Source organism: Spirosoma daeguense, assembly GCF_054776875.1.
On the sequence record NZ_BAAHBF010000009.1, the window covers coordinates 16,442 to 35,026 of the forward strand.

The following is an 18,585-nucleotide window of genomic DNA, read 5'->3' on the forward strand; positions in this document are numbered from 1 at the left end:
TCTGATATGCTTTGGCTGGTTTAGTGCCGGAAAATAAAGTCATCGAAAGGTATAATCATTTTATCCTACATTGTATTCATACCATTATGGTGTGGATAGAAGCGGAAAACAACCCTGATGTTTGGGGTTGCTTTTTTTATACAAAAACGCCAGCCCTACAAGAGCTGGTGTTTACTTTTTCTAACCTATGATATGTTCATCTCTCAATGGGTAAGGGTTTATGAGGTGGTCCGGTTTAGCGGCACACTGAACTTGCAAGTTTAGTGTAATACTGCTGTTCAAACTGGTCAGGGCTTTTGTAGCCCAGCGACGAATGCTTGCGCACCCGATTGTAGTACATTTCAATATACTCGAAGATTTCGGTTCGAGCATCGGCCACATTCAGGAATGTACCTCCTTCCAATAATTCCGCTTTCAGGCGGCTCCAGAATGACTCCGCAAAAGCATTGTCATAGGGATCGTCGGCTCGACTCATACTGGGCCTGATCTTCCATAAACTGATCAGTTCGTGCAGATCATTCGATACATATTGACCACCCCGATCCGAGTGGGTAACCAAGCCGGGTAAAGGCTGGCGAGATTGCAAGGCGTTACGCAGGGGTATGATAACCAAGTCATCCTCCATATTGTCATCGACACACCACCCTACAATTCGCCGGGAAAACAGATCCATCCAAGAGCCTAAATAGGCCCATTCTCCATTTGTCAACGGCAGATACGTGATATCACTCACCCAAATCAAATTAGGGCCTTGTGGTAAGGGTTGATCTAACAATAGGTTAGGCCAGTAGCCTTTTCCATGAGTGCTATCCGTCGTGCGAGGCACAAACGATTTAGGTTGAATAGACTGTAAACCAGCTTGTTTCATAAGCGTGCGCACTTGATGCCGTCCCACTTCATGGCCTTGCTCTTTCAATTCAGCCACAATCCGTCGGCTCCCATAACGTCGTTTATGATCGGCGAAAACCTGTTCTATCAATTGCTGTTTCTTTCCCTTTTCAACCGTTGGTTTGTAGCTCTCTCCCCGCTGGTAACGATAGTAAGCTGTCCGGCTCACTTCCAATACAGAGCAAAGTGTTTCGACCATAAATGTATTGGCCAGTGCCTGAATGAGTTCATAGTATAACCTCAGGTCTGTCGGCTGAAAATGCTCAAGGCTTTTTTTAAGATCTCGCGCTCGGTTTCCAATTGTCGTACTCGATCCTTGAGTTGCTGATTTTCCAGAGCTAGCTCATTTTGCTCACCATTTGCTTTTTTTACTCCTTGGTTCTGGTTTTTCCAGCGGTAGATCAGATTCTCTGAAACGCCTAAGGCTTTGGAAATATAGGCGGCTGTCTGGCCGCTAACCAACATTTTAACGACTTCGTTTTTGAAGTCGGCATCATATTTTCGCCGAGTTTTGGGTTTGCTGGATTGCTGCATGGTCTTGCGAAGTTAAGCAAGTCCAGTGTGCCGATAAATTAGACCACCTCATTAGCCGTCGATTTATACTAAGGTGATGAGCTCTACATCTGATCAATAAAAAAGCGGCTATATGTTGCACACATAGATAGCCGCTAAAAAGGCAAATTATCCTACTCCACTAACTAACTCTATAACTAGCTGTGTGGGCAATTGTTAAAAAAGACTACCCAAGCGAGTAGTCTTTTCCCGTCACTTAACCCATTTACTAATTGAAAGCTGTAACGTCTTGTCTATCACCTGTGTTTTAGGCGTCGTAAAAGCTATTTACGAGTGGATACCCCTTTTCTACTTAATTTACTTGGATCAGTTGGTTACTAGCTATATAAAAGATACGAGGCCGGTTGCCTTTGTGCTCGTGCCATCGGCTATTATTGACCATAGATAGCGCTAATGCGCTTTAAGTCAGGCTGAGTTTTCGGTTCTCTTTGCGTTGAATCAACTGCTGGTATACGCCATCCCAAAGGTTGATACGTTGTTGCAAGGATCGGATGACAACCGCTTCAACTTCCCGCCAGTAACCCTCATTATCGCCACATAAACTAGCCGTCATTTCTAAGGCTAAATGGCTATGGTGATCACCATCAACCTCAATATGACGCTCCATGTAATACGTAAAAATAGATACCTGATCGGGTGTCTGTTGAGCCATATCTTTGATGATCGACAGGAACATGCCTGGGATCAGGTCCTCACGGCCAAAGGTAAAAATAGCCGCCTGTAAATAGTCTTTGTTGCTGGTAATAATCTCGAAAGTGAAATCAACGAATGCCCTGGCTGCCTGGGGGGTGTTAGCCATTCTGTAAGCCTCTTCAAAATCGTTGGTTTGTTGGAGGATTTTTAGAAATGTGTTAATAGATTCGGAATCGGCGCCACATTGGGCCATAGCATCCAGGTATAGCTCAAAATGGCTTTTGCGAATCCCAGTTGCGTCCACGTCTGTTTCTTCCCCCAAAACAATCTCATTAATCAGGTAGCCGATATCTCCTGAACCTTTAGGAAACCAAGGCACCGAGGTACAGGTCAACCTGGTCTGCAATGATTTTAACAACGACATAAAGTCCCAGACGGCATAGATGTGGTGTTGCATAAAGATTTTCAGATCCTCCACATCGTCCATAATCGAGTAAACTTTATGGTTGATGATTTGCTGTCGAAGGGGTTCGATAGCCTTATGGATTGTCTCAATCGACTTATTCATGACATTTTTATAAAAGAGAGGTAATTTGCAGTGATGGTAAAACGAAACGTGCCATTAAAAGATTAAGAGCATGACCCACTTTATGGGCAGGGCAGGACAGCATAGGTATGGTTCATTGTTTTAACACTCATACGTGCGATTTAAGGTGTTATCTTATACAGATGCCTAAGCGAGTTATTCTTATTAACTGAAGAAATTTAAGGGGTATAAAAATTAGCCTGTATAGACCGACTGCCCGACCTCTCGCCCATCATAATTTGGCACACCTCCCGCCAGCGACGCCGGGCAATAGGCAAGGAAAGTCCAGTTGATAGATGTGCCCAAAAACCAGTTTGGCTACTGTCTAACTGGGCAATAAATCGGCGATTGACTACGTAATCGCGGTGGAGCCTCAGAAACCAATTTGAGGGCAGTTTACTATGGTGATATTTCAACGGACGCGTGAGTTGGAAAGCGGGTTGTTCGAGCCAGTTGTATTGTGTATAGCTGCCCTGCGCTTCAAGGTAAACTAAGTCGGCAACGGGAAAAGAACGGCGGCCCGTGTCTGGCAGATGAAGACTAATGGGCGCGTAGTGGCGTAAATCATCGGGTAGGGAGGCTAGCTGCTCAAAGAAGAAAGTCATCAGTTTGTTGAGTACGTTATACGAATGTATACGAGTCAATCACCCTGTTTAGATTTTTTTGAGTTATAAACACTTGAACCATTCTTTTCCCCCAACAAGTAGCTTGCTAAGAATATCAGTAGCTGGCATAAGGTTCATTTTGGTAGAAACAGCAAAACGCCTAACTAGGCATAGTCAGGCGTTTTTTGACTGAGAGGTTTGGGAGAGGCAAGTGAAGACGGGCTAAATATAGCAGAAAGTAAAGATTTACTGGAGCTACGTACTTACATATGGCCTGAGTAAGGCCAACAGCGTAGCGCAAAACTTTTACAGTGGATTGATCGAGGGTGTTAGTCTTTCTTGTTGCGACTTTTGTAGGTAGGAGCAGACTGGCTGGACTTTCTGGCTTTCTGCTTGAGTTCACGATGGAGTTCTTTGTCTCTGGGCACAAAGCTGACACTCCGATCCTGTTCATTCTGGGTTGCAATCCAGTAGGTGGTATCTGAAGTATCCGGAATAGCGGTATGTGTTGATTCGCTCATAGCTTGTCAGGGAGTACTGTTATTCTTATTAACAGCAGTTAGGTGGTTATATAAAAAGCTGCTTCCCGATGAAGCAGCTTACTCTGAAAACAGCAGCAATTAGAACTTAAACCCGACGCTTGCACTCAACACCCGCCGTTGTGATCCTGTAAAGCCGGTCGAAGAAACTCCCCCACTGGCAGGATTTTTGATTGAATCGCTTAACCCATGATGATACGTCAGATCGATCAGCAGCGGACCAATGTCAAACCCTAGCTGACCTAATCCGTTAAAGGTACCACTCTTAATTTCGCTGTTGGTTAGATTAAACTGACCGCTGCTTGAGCTAATCCGATTGGCGTACTCCAGCCCCACCTGTAAGCGAATGGCGGAGATGCCCCGATCTGATTCCAGCAGCTTGTAGCCAATATAAACCGGTATCTGAACATACTGGATATTAATCTGATCCTGAATGCTCTTGACCGATTGGCCATCCCCTTTGGTAAAGTAATTGGAACTGGAGGCAAAATACTCCCCGCCCAGCTGGCCAAACAACCGACCACCTCCCCGCACAAAAAACCCCGCCTGATAGCCTAACCGGCCCGACAAATCGCCACTGGTGTTGGTGGACTCTCCTTTAAATTTGGTGGAGTTGGCACCGGCATAAATACCGAATACGAAGTTCTTATAGTCTTTTGGACTTTTTGATTCCAGTGGCATCTCGTCAGCACTAGTGGTTGTCGTCTCCGAGTTATAGCGATAAGCTATTAGCTGGGACGTATTCTCGTTGCTAGCTGTAGAGCTCTGGGCTTTAATCAGGTTGCTGCCCAGCAGGCAGATGAATAGCAATGTTAGATGAGTTCTCATAGCGTGTAACGTTCTTTTGTTAGTGAATCCGTATACAATCACACAGCTAAACTCGGAAGAGAGAAGAATGTTAGATTCCCATTAGTACTGGCTCTGCTACTTGGGTATTTCGGGCCAACGAGCTACTTTAGCTCCTCTAACCGGTTAACAATAGTCTCGTATTCACAAACGCGGGCTATTTGCCGAAGGATTACCCGGTTTAAATAGCGAGCTGACTCCTGCTTTACGTTAGTTGTTGACGAAAGGCTTTTTGGTATTCCCGGATAAGTTTGTAGAATACATCCATACGCTTTGGTATCTGCCTCTAAGCGTTTCTTGTAGTAGAGTAACTGTTGGCGATTTAATCGATGCATGGTTGGGACTGAATGGATGGTGTAATGTTTTGCCCTGTGCGAGTACTAGAAAAAACTATGAATTAGCTGTTATAGATTAGTAAAGTACGAAATGTCAGGCTAAATACTTATATAGTATTACTTCATCAAACATCCGTCTTTTCGAGGCCTCCACCACCAATATTCTTATTTAGGCGGCTCATAACTTCTCTAAGTTGCTCAATCAAGGCAGGGTTTGCTAGCGCGTAATGTGTCGTGAGGCCCTGCCGCTTGCTGAGCAGTAAACCATGGTCTTTGAGCTTGATGAGCTGGTTAGAGAAAGAGGGTTTTTCTGCATTCAGTAACTTTTGCAGAGCCACAACCGGCATTGGCGGGTGTTTCAGTAAGGCCAACAGAATGCGAAGCCGTAAGGGATGGGCGATAAGTTTTAATTGCTCAGCGGCTTGCTGATAGGTTTTGTCGGTGTCCGGGCGTTGATTGAGCAAAAGCTGGTAGTATGACTAAATGATCCTATATAACCAATCTACTTTAGCCATTAGCAGTACGGTTATGGTTTGTAGACTGACAAATTGGACTAGGATCAGAGGGCTGATTTTAAGCTAGCCCATGCCGATCAGAATTCAGTAGTAGTTTACCGACTTGAGCTATTTTGAGCTTCAAACCCGCTAATAGCTTCTTACGACCTTCTTCAATAGCGGAGACATCTTTATAAGCATCGTCATTGAGCAACGTCCAGGCTCTGGCATGGGCGTCAGAATTATTATCTTCTAGCAGAATAGCCTGGACGGTGCCCAATATATTGTAATAAGCATCGGTGATTGTTTGGGTCGGATCAGTAATCTCGAGATTATCGAAGACCCATAGCTGGGTCGAGAGCTGGCTGAGTAGTTTGCGGTTCATTGTAGCTGCTGTTTCTACTAAGAGCGGTGTGTTGCCAGAATTGTTTAGAATAGTGCATAAATATAAAAGTGGTGACATGTCGTACTTCAGACAAAAGAAAGTATCGACTCACTTGGAATGCCAGACTAGTATCACTATGAATTTGTCAGCTGTCAATAGAAAGCCAACAATTAGTATATACTAATACGCTAATAAAAGAAAGAATAGACCTGCTTAAATCGGGTCAATTTTACAGCACACATCATAATCTACAGCCTAAAAGCAGCTTTTTATTAAGCTTCAATAGCTGCCACAATCAACCCCGGATTGTTACTCACTCGATAGTGGAACCGTAGACGATCAACTACCCCAGTGCTATACTGACTCAAGAGGTGAGGCATTGTTAACCCACTTTCGTTGTATGTAATCACAATACGTTTATACACCACAATATCCGTCAACAGGGCTAGCACAGACGAGGCCTGCCCTGGCTGAGGTGGGATACTAACCTCCACCGGTGAAAAATTATAGGCCCAGGGTGTTTGTTGATAAGCGCCCGCATTTTCCATAATCGTGACCCTATTCAGTGAAAAGACGGGTGCTAAAGCGGTTATGAAAGGAGGGTGATAGACGTTATCCGCTCCGGTCGGGCAGTGACGCAAAAAGCTCAGTTTTACCGTTACCTCTTCTGGAATAATAAGCGTATCGGCGGCTAACTGAGGTAGCAGGTTAAGGCAGATAGCTACCTGTGGTTCACATTTCAAGGTCCGCTGCATGGTTTCCGTCAGTAAGATAGTGACGGGCTCATGATCGCTTGACTGCCAACTGGTCGCATCAGCCAAATGAAGGCCTCGAACGTAGGAGTGTAAATCCAGGGCGGTTAGCAGGGTAGCTAAACAGGCGAAGCTATCGGAATTGACCTCCAGAAAGGTAAACTGAACCTGTTGGCTGGTGAAGTGGGCCATCAGAGGTAAAACCAAGGTGGCAAAGGGACCGGTTCCAGCGTACAGGATGTGAACCGGTGTGCCCGGTTTGGCTCTATGACAATCCACCACAGCTTGATAAAGACCGTCCATAAATTTCTTGGTGCGCATGATATCGTGAATACACATCGCTGCCCAGGTTAAGCCAATGGCATGGCCGGTAGAAAGAAAACTGCCGTTCCGCTGAGCACTTTGAAGATCGGGGTCGGTGTTTGTGATGTCAAACAGCAGCTCATAAAGCTCACGGGTCAGCGTATGTAGTTCTCCATAGGCATCAACTGGCGCGTCGAGCAATTTATTGGTAATCTGCTGGATGTGTTGTAAATGAGTCAGGGCAAGGAGTTAAGATTTTGAGCAAAACTAGTTAACTAACAACTAAATGATAACACAAGTTAAGTGGACTGAGTTGTGAGTAAAATCAGTTTCAGCTCGTCAACACTATGAAACCTTATTCGTCCTTATTTATCTTGATCAGTCTATTGTTTTGTCAGCAGATGACCTTGGCGCAATCGAAAAATGCGTCAGTTGAGACTAAGGTAAAATCCGTTCAGATCGCCCAGGGGGAGGTGGCTCGCTGGGCGGGGAACTGTCTGCGCTGTAGCTTTGAGAAGCGGGCGTGGTCAGCCGTCAATGGGACCTGTTATTATCCCGTCGATATGGACATGAAACCAGGCGAGTACACCATCTCCCGGCGAACTACGGGAGGCAAACTGGAAAGTGCAAAACTCACTGTTACCGAAAAAGCCTGCATCCAAGAGGATATTACTAATTTTCCTAAGGAGGAGTATATCAATGTGTCACCCCAAAATCAAGCTCGTGCGGCTAAAGAGCTGGCTGTGATCAATCCATTGATCAGTTATCAGGCCAATCCACGTCCAGCCGTATTCGATCTACCGGTTGGCAAGCCCGCGAATCCGTTCCCCAAAGGTGAGGGTAATTTTGGGGCTTGTCGAACCTTCAATGGGCAGTCGCGCGACCGGCATACGGGTCAGGACTATCCGATTGAATCCGGCAAAGCCGTATTTAGTGTAGGCAATGGTCGTGTCGTATTGGCGGCAAATCACTTTTACAGCGGAAATTCAGTATACATCGACCACGGCAATGGTCTGGTCAGTGAATACTTTCATTTAAAAAATTTTGTAGTCAAGCCTAATCAAACGGTAAAAAAAGGACAAAAAATTGGTACGGTTGGGGAAACAGGTCGGGTGACAGGGCCTCATCTTCATTTTGGCGTACGTTGGCACGGTGCCTGCATTAATCCTGGTTTTATTCTGATTGACCCCTCCGAAATGGCTCAAGTGAATTGATTTCTTTCGTTGCAGGAGCTAGTTAAGGATGTCACTAGTAGAATAAAAGCCATATCGTGATGGGTATGGCTTTTATTCTATGTAAAGCTAATAGTTTAGAGGAATTACGGTTAGTAATGCACGTTATTACTTGCATTTTCGTAGCATTACGTGTAACTATGTAGCATGGCAAAGAAATCAAAAACATATCGCTTATCTGATGAAACCGTTGAGCTTATCGGAAAGCTAAAGGATTACCTTAAAGAAAGTGAAACTGACGTAATTGAGAGAGCTATTAAAATATTGTATAGTACTAGAAAAGCTGTACTAGATCAGGATTTAGCCGAGCGCTTATCTAAGGATGCTGAAAACTAGATTTCAATAGGGTAATAAACCTGGCTTGGTCATACAAGTGCATATGTATATAACCAATATGTATACGTAATACATGCACTTGTTTTTAATGCATGTATTTACTATCTTTGTAGTAGATAGTTACTAATGATATTCAGAAAAGGCGATATAGTACCGAGGAGGTTGCCTGCTGGACTGTACGGAATTGTTAGTGACAAAGAATTTAAACAATGAACCCTATACCGAGGATGCTGGGGAGCGAGTCGGTATAGGGCCTCTTATCAAACATTTTAACTTTTAGTAAAACGATGACCGGACAAAGTTACGGGGAAGGGGCAGACTATGCAACCCCAAATCAAACAAACGGCTCAAACACTGAGCCCAATGGCGTTTCTACGCCACAAACGGCAACATCAGCTGATCAACCAGCACAAACGGACGCAGGGCCTAACCTTAGTATGGACATTGCGCCGGGGCCAGACGGACAAATTATCAATACCAATCTACCGGTATTTCTCACCCGCCATTTTTACGATCCTCAGCAGTACGCAAAACTGCAACAGGCACTAAAAAAGGTGTTCCGGGTTTATTACGATTCAACTAGACTCACGGGCAATGTAGATTTTGATGAGCAGTTCAATCATAACATGGCTTATCATGTGCTTGAGCTGAGTTTATCGAAAGTTCTTCAGTGGGGCGCCCAAAAGGTACTCGGTACGTTGCCCGACTTCCCGCCAGAGGTGCCGGGCGATATTGAGGAGAATGCGTTTCAACCAGACGCTTACGAAGAGTACACCCATAATCCGTATAACTACACGGATCTAACGATGCTGCAAAAGTGGGTTGCCAACCTTCAGGAACGGGGCCGGGTAATGGGTGTGGTTATCAAATCCTATCAGCGTCAGGAAAAGGTACAAACAAAATTAATCGACGAGCTGAAGGATTCCCTCGAAAAGAAGAGTGCACTAAATGATGTGCAAGCCAGACTGATTAAAGTGTATGAGGATAGTTCTGGCAAGATCAATATTCCCTCAAGCACCGGGTCAGAGCGTATAGTGCCTAAGCATAAAGCTGACTCGTCTATCACCTTTTACCTTAGCACCACGGCTATACGTACCCGTTCGGAGTTTGATGTAGTAAAAGACGCCCTAGAGTCTGCCCGCGACGAAAAACTAAAGGATACCCTTACTAAGCTCAGCAATGACGAGCCTTGGGAGGCTGCGTGTGAATTTGAGGATTACAAGGTGTTAAAAAAGGCGCTGGATTACATTTCGTCTCAAGCGGCAGAGCTAAGCGATTTCAACTATCAAGCTGACTTGCTACAGAGAAACCCAAAGTTCTACGCCAATTGGTACACGCAAGCGTTTGAGAAAAACGAAAAAGAAGAAGCGGAATTTGTGGAGAAGTATTCGATGGGTTCAGCATCTGAGGAGAAAACCAGCGAAAGCGATGAAGCATAGCCCGTTCACCTGCTACCCTCGGCCGCCCTAACGTTACCTAAACGTATCTGCCTGATTTCTAACAGCGTCACAAATAGTGACGCTGACAAAGGGCACTCTTCACAATCAACTCTCACAACTAAACACACAATACAATGGCAGCAAATCCGGGGCGCGTTGCCCACCTGCAAACCCTTCTCGAATGGCTTACGGCTAACTTCCCTGTTGGCAAAGAAAATTACATTAATCGAAATGATATTGTCGAGGAATCAGGCATTAGTGTCGGCTACGTCAATAAGGCGGTCTTAGTGCTGGTCAATAAAGGCTATATCAAACACGTCCGTTTCCGCGCAGGTATCGACACTCATACCTTAGTTAAGCCCCTCACTGATGTTACCGCAGAAATACTGCACCAGTGGATTACCGATTATCAGGGCGAGTATGACCGCAAACGGAAACAGAATATACTGGCCGAACAACAAGCACAGTCTGCACCAGCACCTCAACCAAATCAGAACGGCTACCGCTTTGTAAGTGCCTATCGTGACAAAGCCCCCACAGAGGGGGGAGAGGGGGTAAACCCTTCCCTTTTCAACGAAAAGGCAACAGAAACCACAAAATCGCCTACAGAAGAGCCTGAAAACCTCACACCGGGACAACGGGCACTCAGAGAAGCGCAGGCACTTATTGATGAAGAAAACCGCCTTAAACAGGAAGCTGAGGAAAAACAGAAACAGGCTGAACAGGTAGCACCTGCGACCGTTCAAAATGCTGGCACATTGGATCTATTCGAGTCGCGGTTAAATCTGGCCGAACAACGGGTTAACGTGTTACTGGGGCTATTTAATCAAACGGCTCAGGCACTATCTGACCTTGGACCTGCTGAAACTACAGAGGAGCCTATTGCGCCTACTACACGCGGCTTACTGATTCGATTGGTCAATAGTTACGCAGCCGCCGAACGTCGAACTGAACACGATACATGGAAGTACCTGTACGGTCAGTTTGCGTTGCGGTATGACTTCGACGTATACGCTAAAACGTCAGGGAAGAGTGAACAGAGTTACCTTAGCATTATTGAGAAGCACGGACAGATTGACAATCTCTTCCATCTCGCCAAAAAGCTGTTTGTATTGCCAGAGTTGAAATAGTTGCTTGTACGTAGAATCCGGCTCTGTTGCTTGTGTTCAAGTAATGGGCCGGATTCTCTTGTAACCAACTCTCTCTGCCAGAAATCTATAAACCAATATCTATAAAAACCACTCTGTCCATGAGTTCAGTTCACAACTTTTCTACCTATAGTCGGCAGTCGTTTCAAGCGCGTTTTCAGTTTAGAAAGACCCGAGCTAAAACCACACATCGTTCCGGCACACCAGACGCCCAACTGCCCTTTAACGGCAGCATACAAGTGTGTCTGACTATTAACGGAATTGAATATGGTCCCTACACAACGGGCATCTTCACGTACCGCGCAATCTGGGATGGCGGGCGGGCGGCCAGGGTGAGTGCCGAAAGCCATGCACTGATTGCTGAACTGGGAAAATATCAAACCCTACTCACTCAGGCATACGAAGAGCTAAAGAGTAGAGGTATCGCTCTTGATGGGTCTAAAGTCATGGATGCTTTCGCCTGGTTAATGCATCGGCAACAACAACCCGATGCAATTGGAGAGGATAGCCCCTTCGAGATTGTCACTCTTCAGCGCGTGTACAAGGAGTTTATGGAGGCCCGGGGTAATGTAGTTGAAAAAGACCGGCGCAAACGTTCTCTGGAGCAAATATCGGACAATACCTACAATACATATCCTCGGCGTTGGGTACTCATTGCCAACTTCCTACACAGTGAGAAAAAGCAAAAACTGCCCGTCTCCGCCGTTGACTACCCTATGGCTATCCGCTTAAAGGAGTGGCTGCAAAAGCAACCCAAAATGGATGGTGGACGGTATCATATTGCGACTATAAACCGATCAATAGGGTTTCTCAAAACCCTGCTTACCTACGCTCTTACTAAAGGGTATGTAAAAATAAACGCATTGGAGAGCTTTGCATGTCGGGGCAATTCCACCGCCAACCCTAAACCTTTAACCGAAGCTCAACTTCAGACGCTCGAAACGGTTACACTCTCTCCGCTTCACAGGTGGATATGCGATAGCTGGCTGATAGCTGGAGAGTTGTGTTTGCACTACTCCGATTATAAAGAACTGCCCAGCATGCAAATCATTGAGCGTCCGCATGGACTGCGTTTTATTCAGCATGACCGCAATAAGCAAAATGGTAGTAAGCTCTGGCAGACGGTGAATATTACCCCTCGTGCTGAAAGATTGCTTGACAAATGGGGAATACGTGGGCTCTATTATAAAAGCAATACAGCGTTCAATAATGCACTTAAAACCATTGCCCGGCTGGCTGAACTAAAAGATGAGAAAGGCGAAATAATTAGCCTTGAATTTGGACAGGGGCGCGATTCTGGACTAACTGCCAGAGCTATTAATGGAGCAAATGGCATTCAACTGTCAAAGATCGCCGGTTGGTCGAAACCTCTCTATGCGGAGCGCTACATCGGTAATCCGGTGGCGATTGTCGAGGAGTTTGTCAAGTCTTCAAAAAGGAACAATGATCCTACGCCAAATCCATCACAACCCTTTATCCAGATTCAAAAAGTTTCCTAACTCGACAAAAAACAATGGTTATCGACATAGACTCCCCAAAACTGGCGGCTAGATTAGTCAAATCCAGCTTCTCGGTCTGGTTCAGACTTCGCCCTGCCGAACCTGGCAAAGTGCATAGAAACCCATGTCCGTTACAAATCCGAATCACTGTCGATGGCGATGAAGATTCCGGTTTCTCAGCCCGCCTAAAAGTTGATCCTCTCCTTTGGGATCAGATGAGCCAAACCACCAAAGGGAAAACTCAGGTGGCCAGAGAAACGGCTGCTGAACTCAATAAAATTAAGCTGGCCTTACACCAGATTGAGCAACGCCAGCGGAGCAGTTATTTGGCGGGTGATGGCCTAATCCCCACTCGTCAATCCATTAAAGCCGAATACATCTGTCGGTATGTCAACAACCAGCCTTATGTAGCCCAAACGTTGCACATGAGCCTGCAGGATGCTGTCAGGAAGTATGTGGCTTACCTGCGTGGAATTCAATCAACGGGCGAAGGCAAAGCGGATAAAACCATTGATGCCTACGAGCGTAATCTGCGTTTTATGGTTGATTATCTGTCGGAAACTGGTCTACCAGAGCCGAATGTGAAGAATGTCACCCCGTTCTGGGTCAAACAATACTGGCACTACCTGTTAAAACGGAAGGGATTGCGCCGGAAGGATAAGACGTTAGGAGCAGGCCAATGTACGTTGATTTGCCGTCAGTTAGTGCATGCATTGGATCACCTGTTTGATGCAGGGGTCATTGACCGTAATCCGTTGGATTCACTCAAGCTAAAATACGTCACCACTAAACCAGTTTATTTTCTTGAGCCAGTTCATGTGCTGAGGCTTTGGCAACTACGAGTGGCGGATCTGGAGGAAGCGAGCTTGTGGTGGACCAAGTTGCTTTGTTTGACGGGTTTAGACTATCCTGATGCCCAGCGATATGTGTTTAATCGAAGGGTTTATGAGCAAACTGGTCCGGGCGGTAAAAAGATTGTGATTAACCGAAGCAAGCCACCCTATAGGGAGTGTAATATTCCTTATCTGGATGAACTCGCCCAGTTGTTTGAGCAGAGTATTCCTAAAGCTCCCCGTATAGGGAAGCTGTGTTACGATATGGAAAAGTTTCGGGAATACATTGGGTTTACCTTGCCGCTTACGCCAAAAATCTGCCGTAAAACGGCTGGTACAATCTTCATCATCAATGGACACAGTATTAAAGGGACAAGCAATATTTTAGGGCATGCTACAACGGCGACAACCGAACGCCATTACGTTAAAGTCACAGGCGTAACGGTTGATCTGGAGATGCCCTATTCTTCCCGCTCAATTCTGTCCACAATCTCACTGCTAAGCCGATAAAAATAGACAAAAAACCGCAGCACTAGAGGAGAAGGTTGAGTTGATGCAAAAGCGCTTAGCTCATTATGAGATTGCCTTTTCGTCCGAGCATTGTAATCATGTCAGGCGGTTGAACTGATACCATAAGTAGCTAAGTTGATAGCCAACGTTTTCCGGAAAACGTTGGCTATTTTTTCGTATATAAAACCGAGTCTGGGCAAAACTACAGTGTGAGCTTACATACAAATCGTTCAGTCTGAAGCCCAGTTAAAGTATACGAATCGACAACTCATCTACAATCACGTTTTGAGCGCTTTACTGAACCCCCAATTTTGGGCCAATAAAGAACGAATCTCAAACCCGTTTATACGATGAAAATTATATTCTCTTTACTACTGGCTTTTGCAATCGGAATAACCGCCTGCAAGCATAAATGTGATACGGTCCCCCCGAAGGAGGACAATACCCAGGAGGGCATTGTTAGTGGCCGTGTGGTGGATAGCCAGGGCAAAGGTGTCTCAGGAGCCGAAATCATAGCCAGCAATACCGATCACCATAACAAGACGACCATTGGGTATACGGACGCTTCGGGTAATTACCGCCTGAAGCTACCTACCTATATTGCCGAGGGTTCGTATACCGTTAGCGGCACAGTTACGCTGAAGTACCACGGACAGAACTTTAAGATGGCGCTCTACGAAGAGGATACGCGAGTGTTTTCGCCTTATGAGGGAGCTGTTCGAAACTTTCAGTTCCGTTTGACAGGCAAACGAAGGGTCGATGATGATAGTAACAGCAGTCCACTGGGTGGACGCATTGAAGTGCATCATCAGGTAGACAATGTGGTCTGGGAGAATCTAGAAATTACGCTTGAACCCGTTGGCCCACTAGTGGATGGCAATACAGGTAAAAAATTAGTCCTGATAATGCCCAGGAATAACTATGTGCTCAACGATATTCCCGTTGGCCAGTATAAAATCAGTGCTCGCGACCGGGTGACGGGTCAGAAGCTGGGCGTGACTATAAAAGATACATTTACGGATTATGCTAGTTCGGTTACCACCCTCTTCAAGGAAAAAGACTTTGTGGGGGACACTTTCTGGGAGATTATTCTATTGGTTAACTCACTAAAAATCTAAAATCCAATACGCTATACAACACGCCGGTGAGATGTATAACTTTGAAGTAAAAGCGATTAAATAGTTGCCGAGTATGCTATTGCGAGTGTTTAATTATCGTTATACTACTCGATATAGCTCGATTTCTTGAGGCTAAACAATTTTATTTACTATTGAGTCTGTTTTGGTGTTGACTAGAACTATTGCTAGGCCTAATTATAAGTTTGGTTTTTACCCTGATTGCTTGCCAATTTGCAAACTAATTTAATTTATATAAATAAGCTTATGTCCAGGGTTGTTAAAACAACTATACTACTATTAAACTTGATTGTTTCCTATGGGGCTTGGTCACAAAATACGATCAATGGAACTGGGCAAATAATATCAGGGGGGCGTCTACGGACATTTGCTTATCATTTGCCAACCAGTCAGCCTATAGATAGTCTACCCCTTCTTATCGGCTATCATGGAAGTGGCGCTTCTGGTGCTATTTTTCAGATGTACACTGGGTTGGATGCGGTTGCCGATCGGCAAAATTTTATTGTTGTTTATCCAGATGCTGATAGTGTAGACCACATAATTCGCTTCAATTATTACGCTGATGCTGCACCCGGATACGGAACACTTACTGATCCCGACGGGCCAACTCCAATTGACCCTAATGCTCCTGATGATATACTATTTACAGCGGATTTAATTGACTATTTTATAAAAACATACCATATAGATCGTAGCCGGGTGTATGCAACAGGACATTCAAGTGGCGGGGTCATGTGCTACGCTGCTAGCGTGGCTCTCGCTCATAAAATTGCAGCTTTTGTGCCAGTGGCCGCTAGTTTATGGGGCAATAAAAAATACTTAAATGATTATTTCACTGCTAGTAAGTACATCAAGACTCCTATTTTACATATTCACAGCGCCGGAGATGTATCTCCTCCATCACCTATACCTTCTTACCCGAAGCCAGCAACTGACGTCTGGCCACTATCGACATTTGCGCGACTAAATGGCAACAGTACGGGCACTTATAGTACCAATGTACTCAATGACTATGTGGATTCACTAACCTTTTATGGCACCGGGAAAAAGGTTATCTTATTAATTACTAAAGATGCTACCCATAGCTGGAGCTCTCAATTTAACACAGCGCAAATTTTGTGGAATTTTGTGAAAAATTTTCAGCTAAGTCCTGCAGTTGTTAAAGGTCCACATCAGTTAATTGTCAAACCTAATCCTACTAAAGGTGCAACGCAGGTCCACTTTCAATTAGCTAAACAGGAAAAAGCCATATTATCAGTAATAAACCTAAAAGGCTTACAAATTTATCAGCAGGACATAATTGGTACTGGTGAAGAGCAAAATGAAAGCGTTGACTTAGGTAGCGTCCCCACTGGGTTATACCTGATTCGATTAAAAAATTCGCAGGGTGTTCAGGTTGTGAAGATTATATATGAACACTAATATTTCTGTTTGACTGGATATGCAGGTGAGATAGTGCATTATTGAGTTTTTATTCATATTTGCATGCGTAACTATTATTTTATCTCCAATCATAATTAAATAGCCAAGCGGTAATGCTCGCTTATAGTTGGCTTGAAGACAACTAACTATCTGAGCTTTTACATAACACAGACATAGCTGAAGCGAATTCTTAATAAATACTACAGCCTTCATGAAACAGGTTTACTTGGTAGCGCTCCTTATTGGTAGCCTGCCTCAATCCTCTTTTGCTCAAATAAACAACAATCACCAAGCATATGTCGAACTAGGAGGGCTAGCCGCTTCGGCCCAACAAACGCCTTTCTGGCTACGGGCGAATCAGTTTGGCATTGTGCCTAATTCGTTACCTAACGCGACGCTACGAGTGGGCATCAAAGGCAGTTCATTTCTCTCTGACACAACCCGTAAAGCACCAGCTAGTGCCTGGATATTCCGATATGGTGCCGAAGTCGTTGGTAATGCGGGGAAGGTGAATGAGCTGTTGGCTCCTGAGTATTATTTTCAACTAGCTCATCGGCAGCTTCAACTTGAGATTGGACGCAAGCGGGAAATTATTGGTTTAGTGGATACCACGCTGACATCAGGCTCTTATGCTTGGTCGGGGAATGCTCTACCCATACCAAAAATTCGATTTGGAACCAAAGGGTTTGCTCCCTTAGGTCGCCGTCAATGGTTAGCGATCAATGCGTTTATTGCGCATGGCTGGTTTGCCAATACGGCATATATTCAGCGCTCTTTTCTGCATCAGAAATCCGTCTTTTTCCGTATTGGCAAGCCCACTGCCAAACTTCGGTTATATATGGGCCTTAATCACCATGTGCAGTGGGGTGGCCACTCTGACTCACTAGACTACCGGTATGCCGTCAATGGGGATATGCCAAGCCAATTGCGGGATTTTCCCAATATTCTTTTTGCCGTTCGCTCAGGTGGTCTTAATAACCCCCGCATTACCTCATTTGACTATACAAACCTCTACGGAAATCATATTGGTAGTGTGGATATTGGCCTGGAACTTCGTTTACCCAAAGCGAACGTACTTTTTTATCATCAAAATGGTTTCGATGATGCAACGGGCGTTCTCTTTCGTAACCTACCCGACGGGCTAAACGGACTTAGAATTCGGCCTTTAAACTGGGGGTCTGAACGTTTTCGGGTTATCAATGTATTACTTGAATGTTTATTGACAATGGACCAAGGTGGGCCCATTTTTGCCCCATGGAATGGACTAACAGGTAATGATAATTACTTCAACAATGGACAATACCTAGAGGGATGGGCGCATCAAGACCGTATTATCGGAACCCCTTTTATTACACGCAAACAGGATCTTCACCCGACCTACCAAAACACGTCGAAACTACCTATTAACAACAACCGGCTTCAGATGTATCATTTAGGTCTTGAAGCACTAGCTGGTAAGATTAATCTACTAACGAAAATATCATATAGTCGAAATTATGGACTTTATGATGCCCCTTTTGCTATACCTCCTACTCAATGGTCATTACTAATGCAAATGGGTATGCCGATATCCTGGCTAGGCGGAAGTAGTTTGACCGTTTCACTTGCTGCTGATTTAGGGCAGCTATATCATCATTCAGTGGGTGGGTATGTGGGATTGCGAAAGACAATTAGCCGCAACTGAGTTTGATAAAATGTAAATTCTGACTAATTTTTCATAGCCTACTCACCTTTTCTGGGTCAGTTTGATACAGAGGAACTATCAAACTGTAATCTCATGAAAAAGGCTTTTATCTTATTTGGTTTACTGGGTATGCTTAGTTGTGGAGGTGGAGTCATTGAACCAACCTCATCGTCAAAAACAAGCTCACAATGCGGATGCTCTAAATACACAAAATCGGAATGCGGAAGTCATTCCAGATGCTATTGGACTGTTGGTAAAGGATGTGGCTGTTAGTCGCAGGAGCTAAATTACTTGCCCTGTTTTCCTCTTATCAGGGAGAGGACGGTGTTTTTCCAATAATGGCATTAGTAAAATAGGTTGGTTTGAAACTTTTGCCCCAATAAGTCGGGCCATGCTATCTAAATTCC

General features: G+C 44.9%; 18 protein-coding genes. 9 read left to right on the top strand and 9 right to left on the bottom strand.

The window, feature by feature from the left end; translation table 11 throughout:
- Window positions 1-235: 235 nt before the first annotated feature.
- The 9 genes from ACYVD4_RS26175 to ACYVD4_RS26215 form a co-directional block, all read right to left on the bottom strand.
- Complete coding sequence (locus tag ACYVD4_RS26175; RefSeq protein WP_460951150.1) at window positions 236-1,189, bottom strand: IS3 family transposase; 954 nt, start codon at window positions 1,187-1,189, stop codon at window positions 236-238.
- Window positions 1,129-1,422, bottom strand: coding sequence for a transposase (locus ACYVD4_RS26180; protein ID WP_460950742.1), 294 nt, complete (start codon window positions 1,420-1,422; stop codon window positions 1,129-1,131). The genes ACYVD4_RS26175 and ACYVD4_RS26180 overlap by 61 nt, the downstream gene beginning before the upstream one ends.
- A 439-nt stretch (window positions 1,423-1,861) precedes the next feature.
- Complete coding sequence (locus tag ACYVD4_RS26185) at window positions 1,862-2,662, bottom strand: DUF3050 domain-containing protein (protein ID WP_460950744.1); 801 nt, start codon at window positions 2,660-2,662, stop codon at window positions 1,862-1,864.
- A 197-nt stretch (window positions 2,663-2,859) separates the two neighbouring features.
- Window positions 2,860-3,285: a LytTR family transcriptional regulator DNA-binding domain-containing protein gene (locus ACYVD4_RS26190; protein WP_460950745.1), complete on the bottom strand. Its 426-nt coding sequence runs from the start codon at window positions 3,283-3,285 to the stop codon at window positions 2,860-2,862.
- A 329-nt stretch (window positions 3,286-3,614) separates the two neighbouring features.
- Entirely contained in the window at window positions 3,615-3,806 is a 192-nt protein-coding gene (locus ACYVD4_RS26195; RefSeq protein ID WP_460950747.1) for a hypothetical protein, read from the bottom strand.
- Between the two features lie 99 nt (window positions 3,807-3,905).
- The gene (locus tag ACYVD4_RS26200; RefSeq protein ID WP_460950749.1) at window positions 3,906-4,652 is read right to left on the bottom strand and encodes an outer membrane beta-barrel protein; all 747 of its coding nucleotides are present in this window, start codon (window positions 4,650-4,652) and stop codon (window positions 3,906-3,908) included.
- Between the two features lie 478 nt (window positions 4,653-5,130).
- The gene (locus tag ACYVD4_RS26205) at window positions 5,131-5,469 is read right to left on the bottom strand and encodes a metalloregulator ArsR/SmtB family transcription factor (RefSeq protein ID WP_460950751.1); all 339 of its coding nucleotides are present in this window, start codon (window positions 5,467-5,469) and stop codon (window positions 5,131-5,133) included.
- Between the two features lie 109 nt (window positions 5,470-5,578).
- Window positions 5,579-5,884, bottom strand: a complete 306-nt coding sequence (locus ACYVD4_RS26210) for a hypothetical protein (protein WP_460950753.1) — start codon at window positions 5,882-5,884, stop codon at window positions 5,579-5,581.
- Between the two features lie 272 nt (window positions 5,885-6,156).
- Window positions 6,157-7,140 carry an SAM-dependent methyltransferase gene (locus ACYVD4_RS26215; protein ID WP_460950754.1) on the bottom strand — a complete coding sequence of 328 codons (984 nt, stop codon included), beginning with the start codon at window positions 7,138-7,140 and terminating at the stop codon, window positions 6,157-6,159.
- Between the two features lie 146 nt (window positions 7,141-7,286).
- On the opposite strand from ACYVD4_RS26215, the gene ACYVD4_RS26220 reads away from it, so the two are divergent.
- From ACYVD4_RS26220 to ACYVD4_RS26260, 9 genes are all read left to right on the top strand, one after another.
- Window positions 7,287-8,153, top strand: coding sequence for a M23 family metallopeptidase (locus ACYVD4_RS26220; RefSeq protein WP_460950755.1), 867 nt, complete (start codon window positions 7,287-7,289; stop codon window positions 8,151-8,153).
- A gap of 165 nt (window positions 8,154-8,318) precedes the next feature.
- Window positions 8,319-8,507, top strand: coding sequence for a hypothetical protein (locus tag ACYVD4_RS26225; protein ID WP_460950757.1), 189 nt, complete (start codon window positions 8,319-8,321; stop codon window positions 8,505-8,507).
- A 287-nt stretch (window positions 8,508-8,794) separates the two neighbouring features.
- Window positions 8,795-9,946: a hypothetical protein gene (locus ACYVD4_RS26230; RefSeq protein ID WP_460950758.1), complete on the top strand. Its 1,152-nt coding sequence runs from the start codon at window positions 8,795-8,797 to the stop codon at window positions 9,944-9,946.
- 134 nt (window positions 9,947-10,080) lie between these two features.
- Window positions 10,081-11,076 (top strand): hypothetical protein, encoded by a 996-nt coding sequence (locus ACYVD4_RS26235; protein WP_460950759.1) that lies wholly within the window; start codon window positions 10,081-10,083, stop codon window positions 11,074-11,076.
- Window positions 11,077-11,333: 257 nt separating this feature from the next.
- Window positions 11,334-12,593 (top strand): phage integrase SAM-like domain-containing protein, encoded by a 1,260-nt coding sequence (locus ACYVD4_RS26240; RefSeq protein WP_460950761.1) that lies wholly within the window; start codon window positions 11,334-11,336, stop codon window positions 12,591-12,593.
- A 14-nt stretch (window positions 12,594-12,607) separates the two neighbouring features.
- Window positions 12,608-13,936: a hypothetical protein gene (locus ACYVD4_RS26245; protein WP_460950764.1), complete on the top strand. Its 1,329-nt coding sequence runs from the start codon at window positions 12,608-12,610 to the stop codon at window positions 13,934-13,936.
- A gap of 350 nt (window positions 13,937-14,286) precedes the next feature.
- A complete protein-coding gene (locus ACYVD4_RS26250; RefSeq protein ID WP_460950766.1) occupies window positions 14,287-15,054 on the top strand; it encodes a carboxypeptidase-like regulatory domain-containing protein in 768 nt (255 codons plus the stop codon).
- Window positions 15,055-15,318: 264 nt separating this feature from the next.
- Window positions 15,319-16,494 (top strand): alpha/beta fold hydrolase, encoded by a 1,176-nt coding sequence (locus tag ACYVD4_RS26255; RefSeq protein WP_460950767.1) that lies wholly within the window; start codon window positions 15,319-15,321, stop codon window positions 16,492-16,494.
- A gap of 211 nt (window positions 16,495-16,705) precedes the next feature.
- Window positions 16,706-18,178: a capsule assembly Wzi family protein gene (locus ACYVD4_RS26260; protein WP_460950768.1), complete on the top strand. Its 1,473-nt coding sequence runs from the start codon at window positions 16,706-16,708 to the stop codon at window positions 18,176-18,178.
- The last annotated feature ends 407 nt before the right edge of the window (window positions 18,179-18,585 follow it).

Coding starts and splice junctions, on each gene's coding strand:
- ACYVD4_RS26220 (WP_460950755.1), top strand. CDS start 7,287: ATGAAACCTTATTCGTCCTTATTTATCTTGATCAGTCTATTGTTTTGT.
- ACYVD4_RS26225 (WP_460950757.1), top strand. CDS start 8,319: ATGGCAAAGAAATCAAAAACATATCGCTTATCTGATGAAACCGTTGAG.
- ACYVD4_RS26250 (WP_460950766.1), top strand. CDS start 14,287: ATGAAAATTATATTCTCTTTACTACTGGCTTTTGCAATCGGAATAACC.
- ACYVD4_RS26255 (WP_460950767.1), top strand. CDS start 15,319: ATGTCCAGGGTTGTTAAAACAACTATACTACTATTAAACTTGATTGTT.
- ACYVD4_RS26235 (WP_460950759.1), top strand. CDS start 10,081: ATGGCAGCAAATCCGGGGCGCGTTGCCCACCTGCAAACCCTTCTCGAA.
- ACYVD4_RS26210 (WP_460950753.1), bottom strand. CDS start 5,884: ATGAACCGCAAACTACTCAGCCAGCTCTCGACCCAGCTATGGGTCTTC.
- ACYVD4_RS26180 (WP_460950742.1), bottom strand. CDS start 1,422: ATGCAGCAATCCAGCAAACCCAAAACTCGGCGAAAATATGATGCCGAC.
- ACYVD4_RS26195 (WP_460950747.1), bottom strand. CDS start 3,806: ATGAGCGAATCAACACATACCGCTATTCCGGATACTTCAGATACCACC.
- ACYVD4_RS26230 (WP_460950758.1), top strand. CDS start 8,795: ATGACCGGACAAAGTTACGGGGAAGGGGCAGACTATGCAACCCCAAAT.
- ACYVD4_RS26190 (WP_460950745.1), bottom strand. CDS start 3,285: ATGACTTTCTTCTTTGAGCAGCTAGCCTCCCTACCCGATGATTTACGC.
- ACYVD4_RS26260 (WP_460950768.1), top strand. CDS start 16,706: ATGAAACAGGTTTACTTGGTAGCGCTCCTTATTGGTAGCCTGCCTCAA.
- ACYVD4_RS26200 (WP_460950749.1), bottom strand. CDS start 4,652: ATGAGAACTCATCTAACATTGCTATTCATCTGCCTGCTGGGCAGCAAC.
- ACYVD4_RS26185 (WP_460950744.1), bottom strand. CDS start 2,662: ATGAATAAGTCGATTGAGACAATCCATAAGGCTATCGAACCCCTTCGA.
- ACYVD4_RS26245 (WP_460950764.1), top strand. CDS start 12,608: ATGGTTATCGACATAGACTCCCCAAAACTGGCGGCTAGATTAGTCAAA.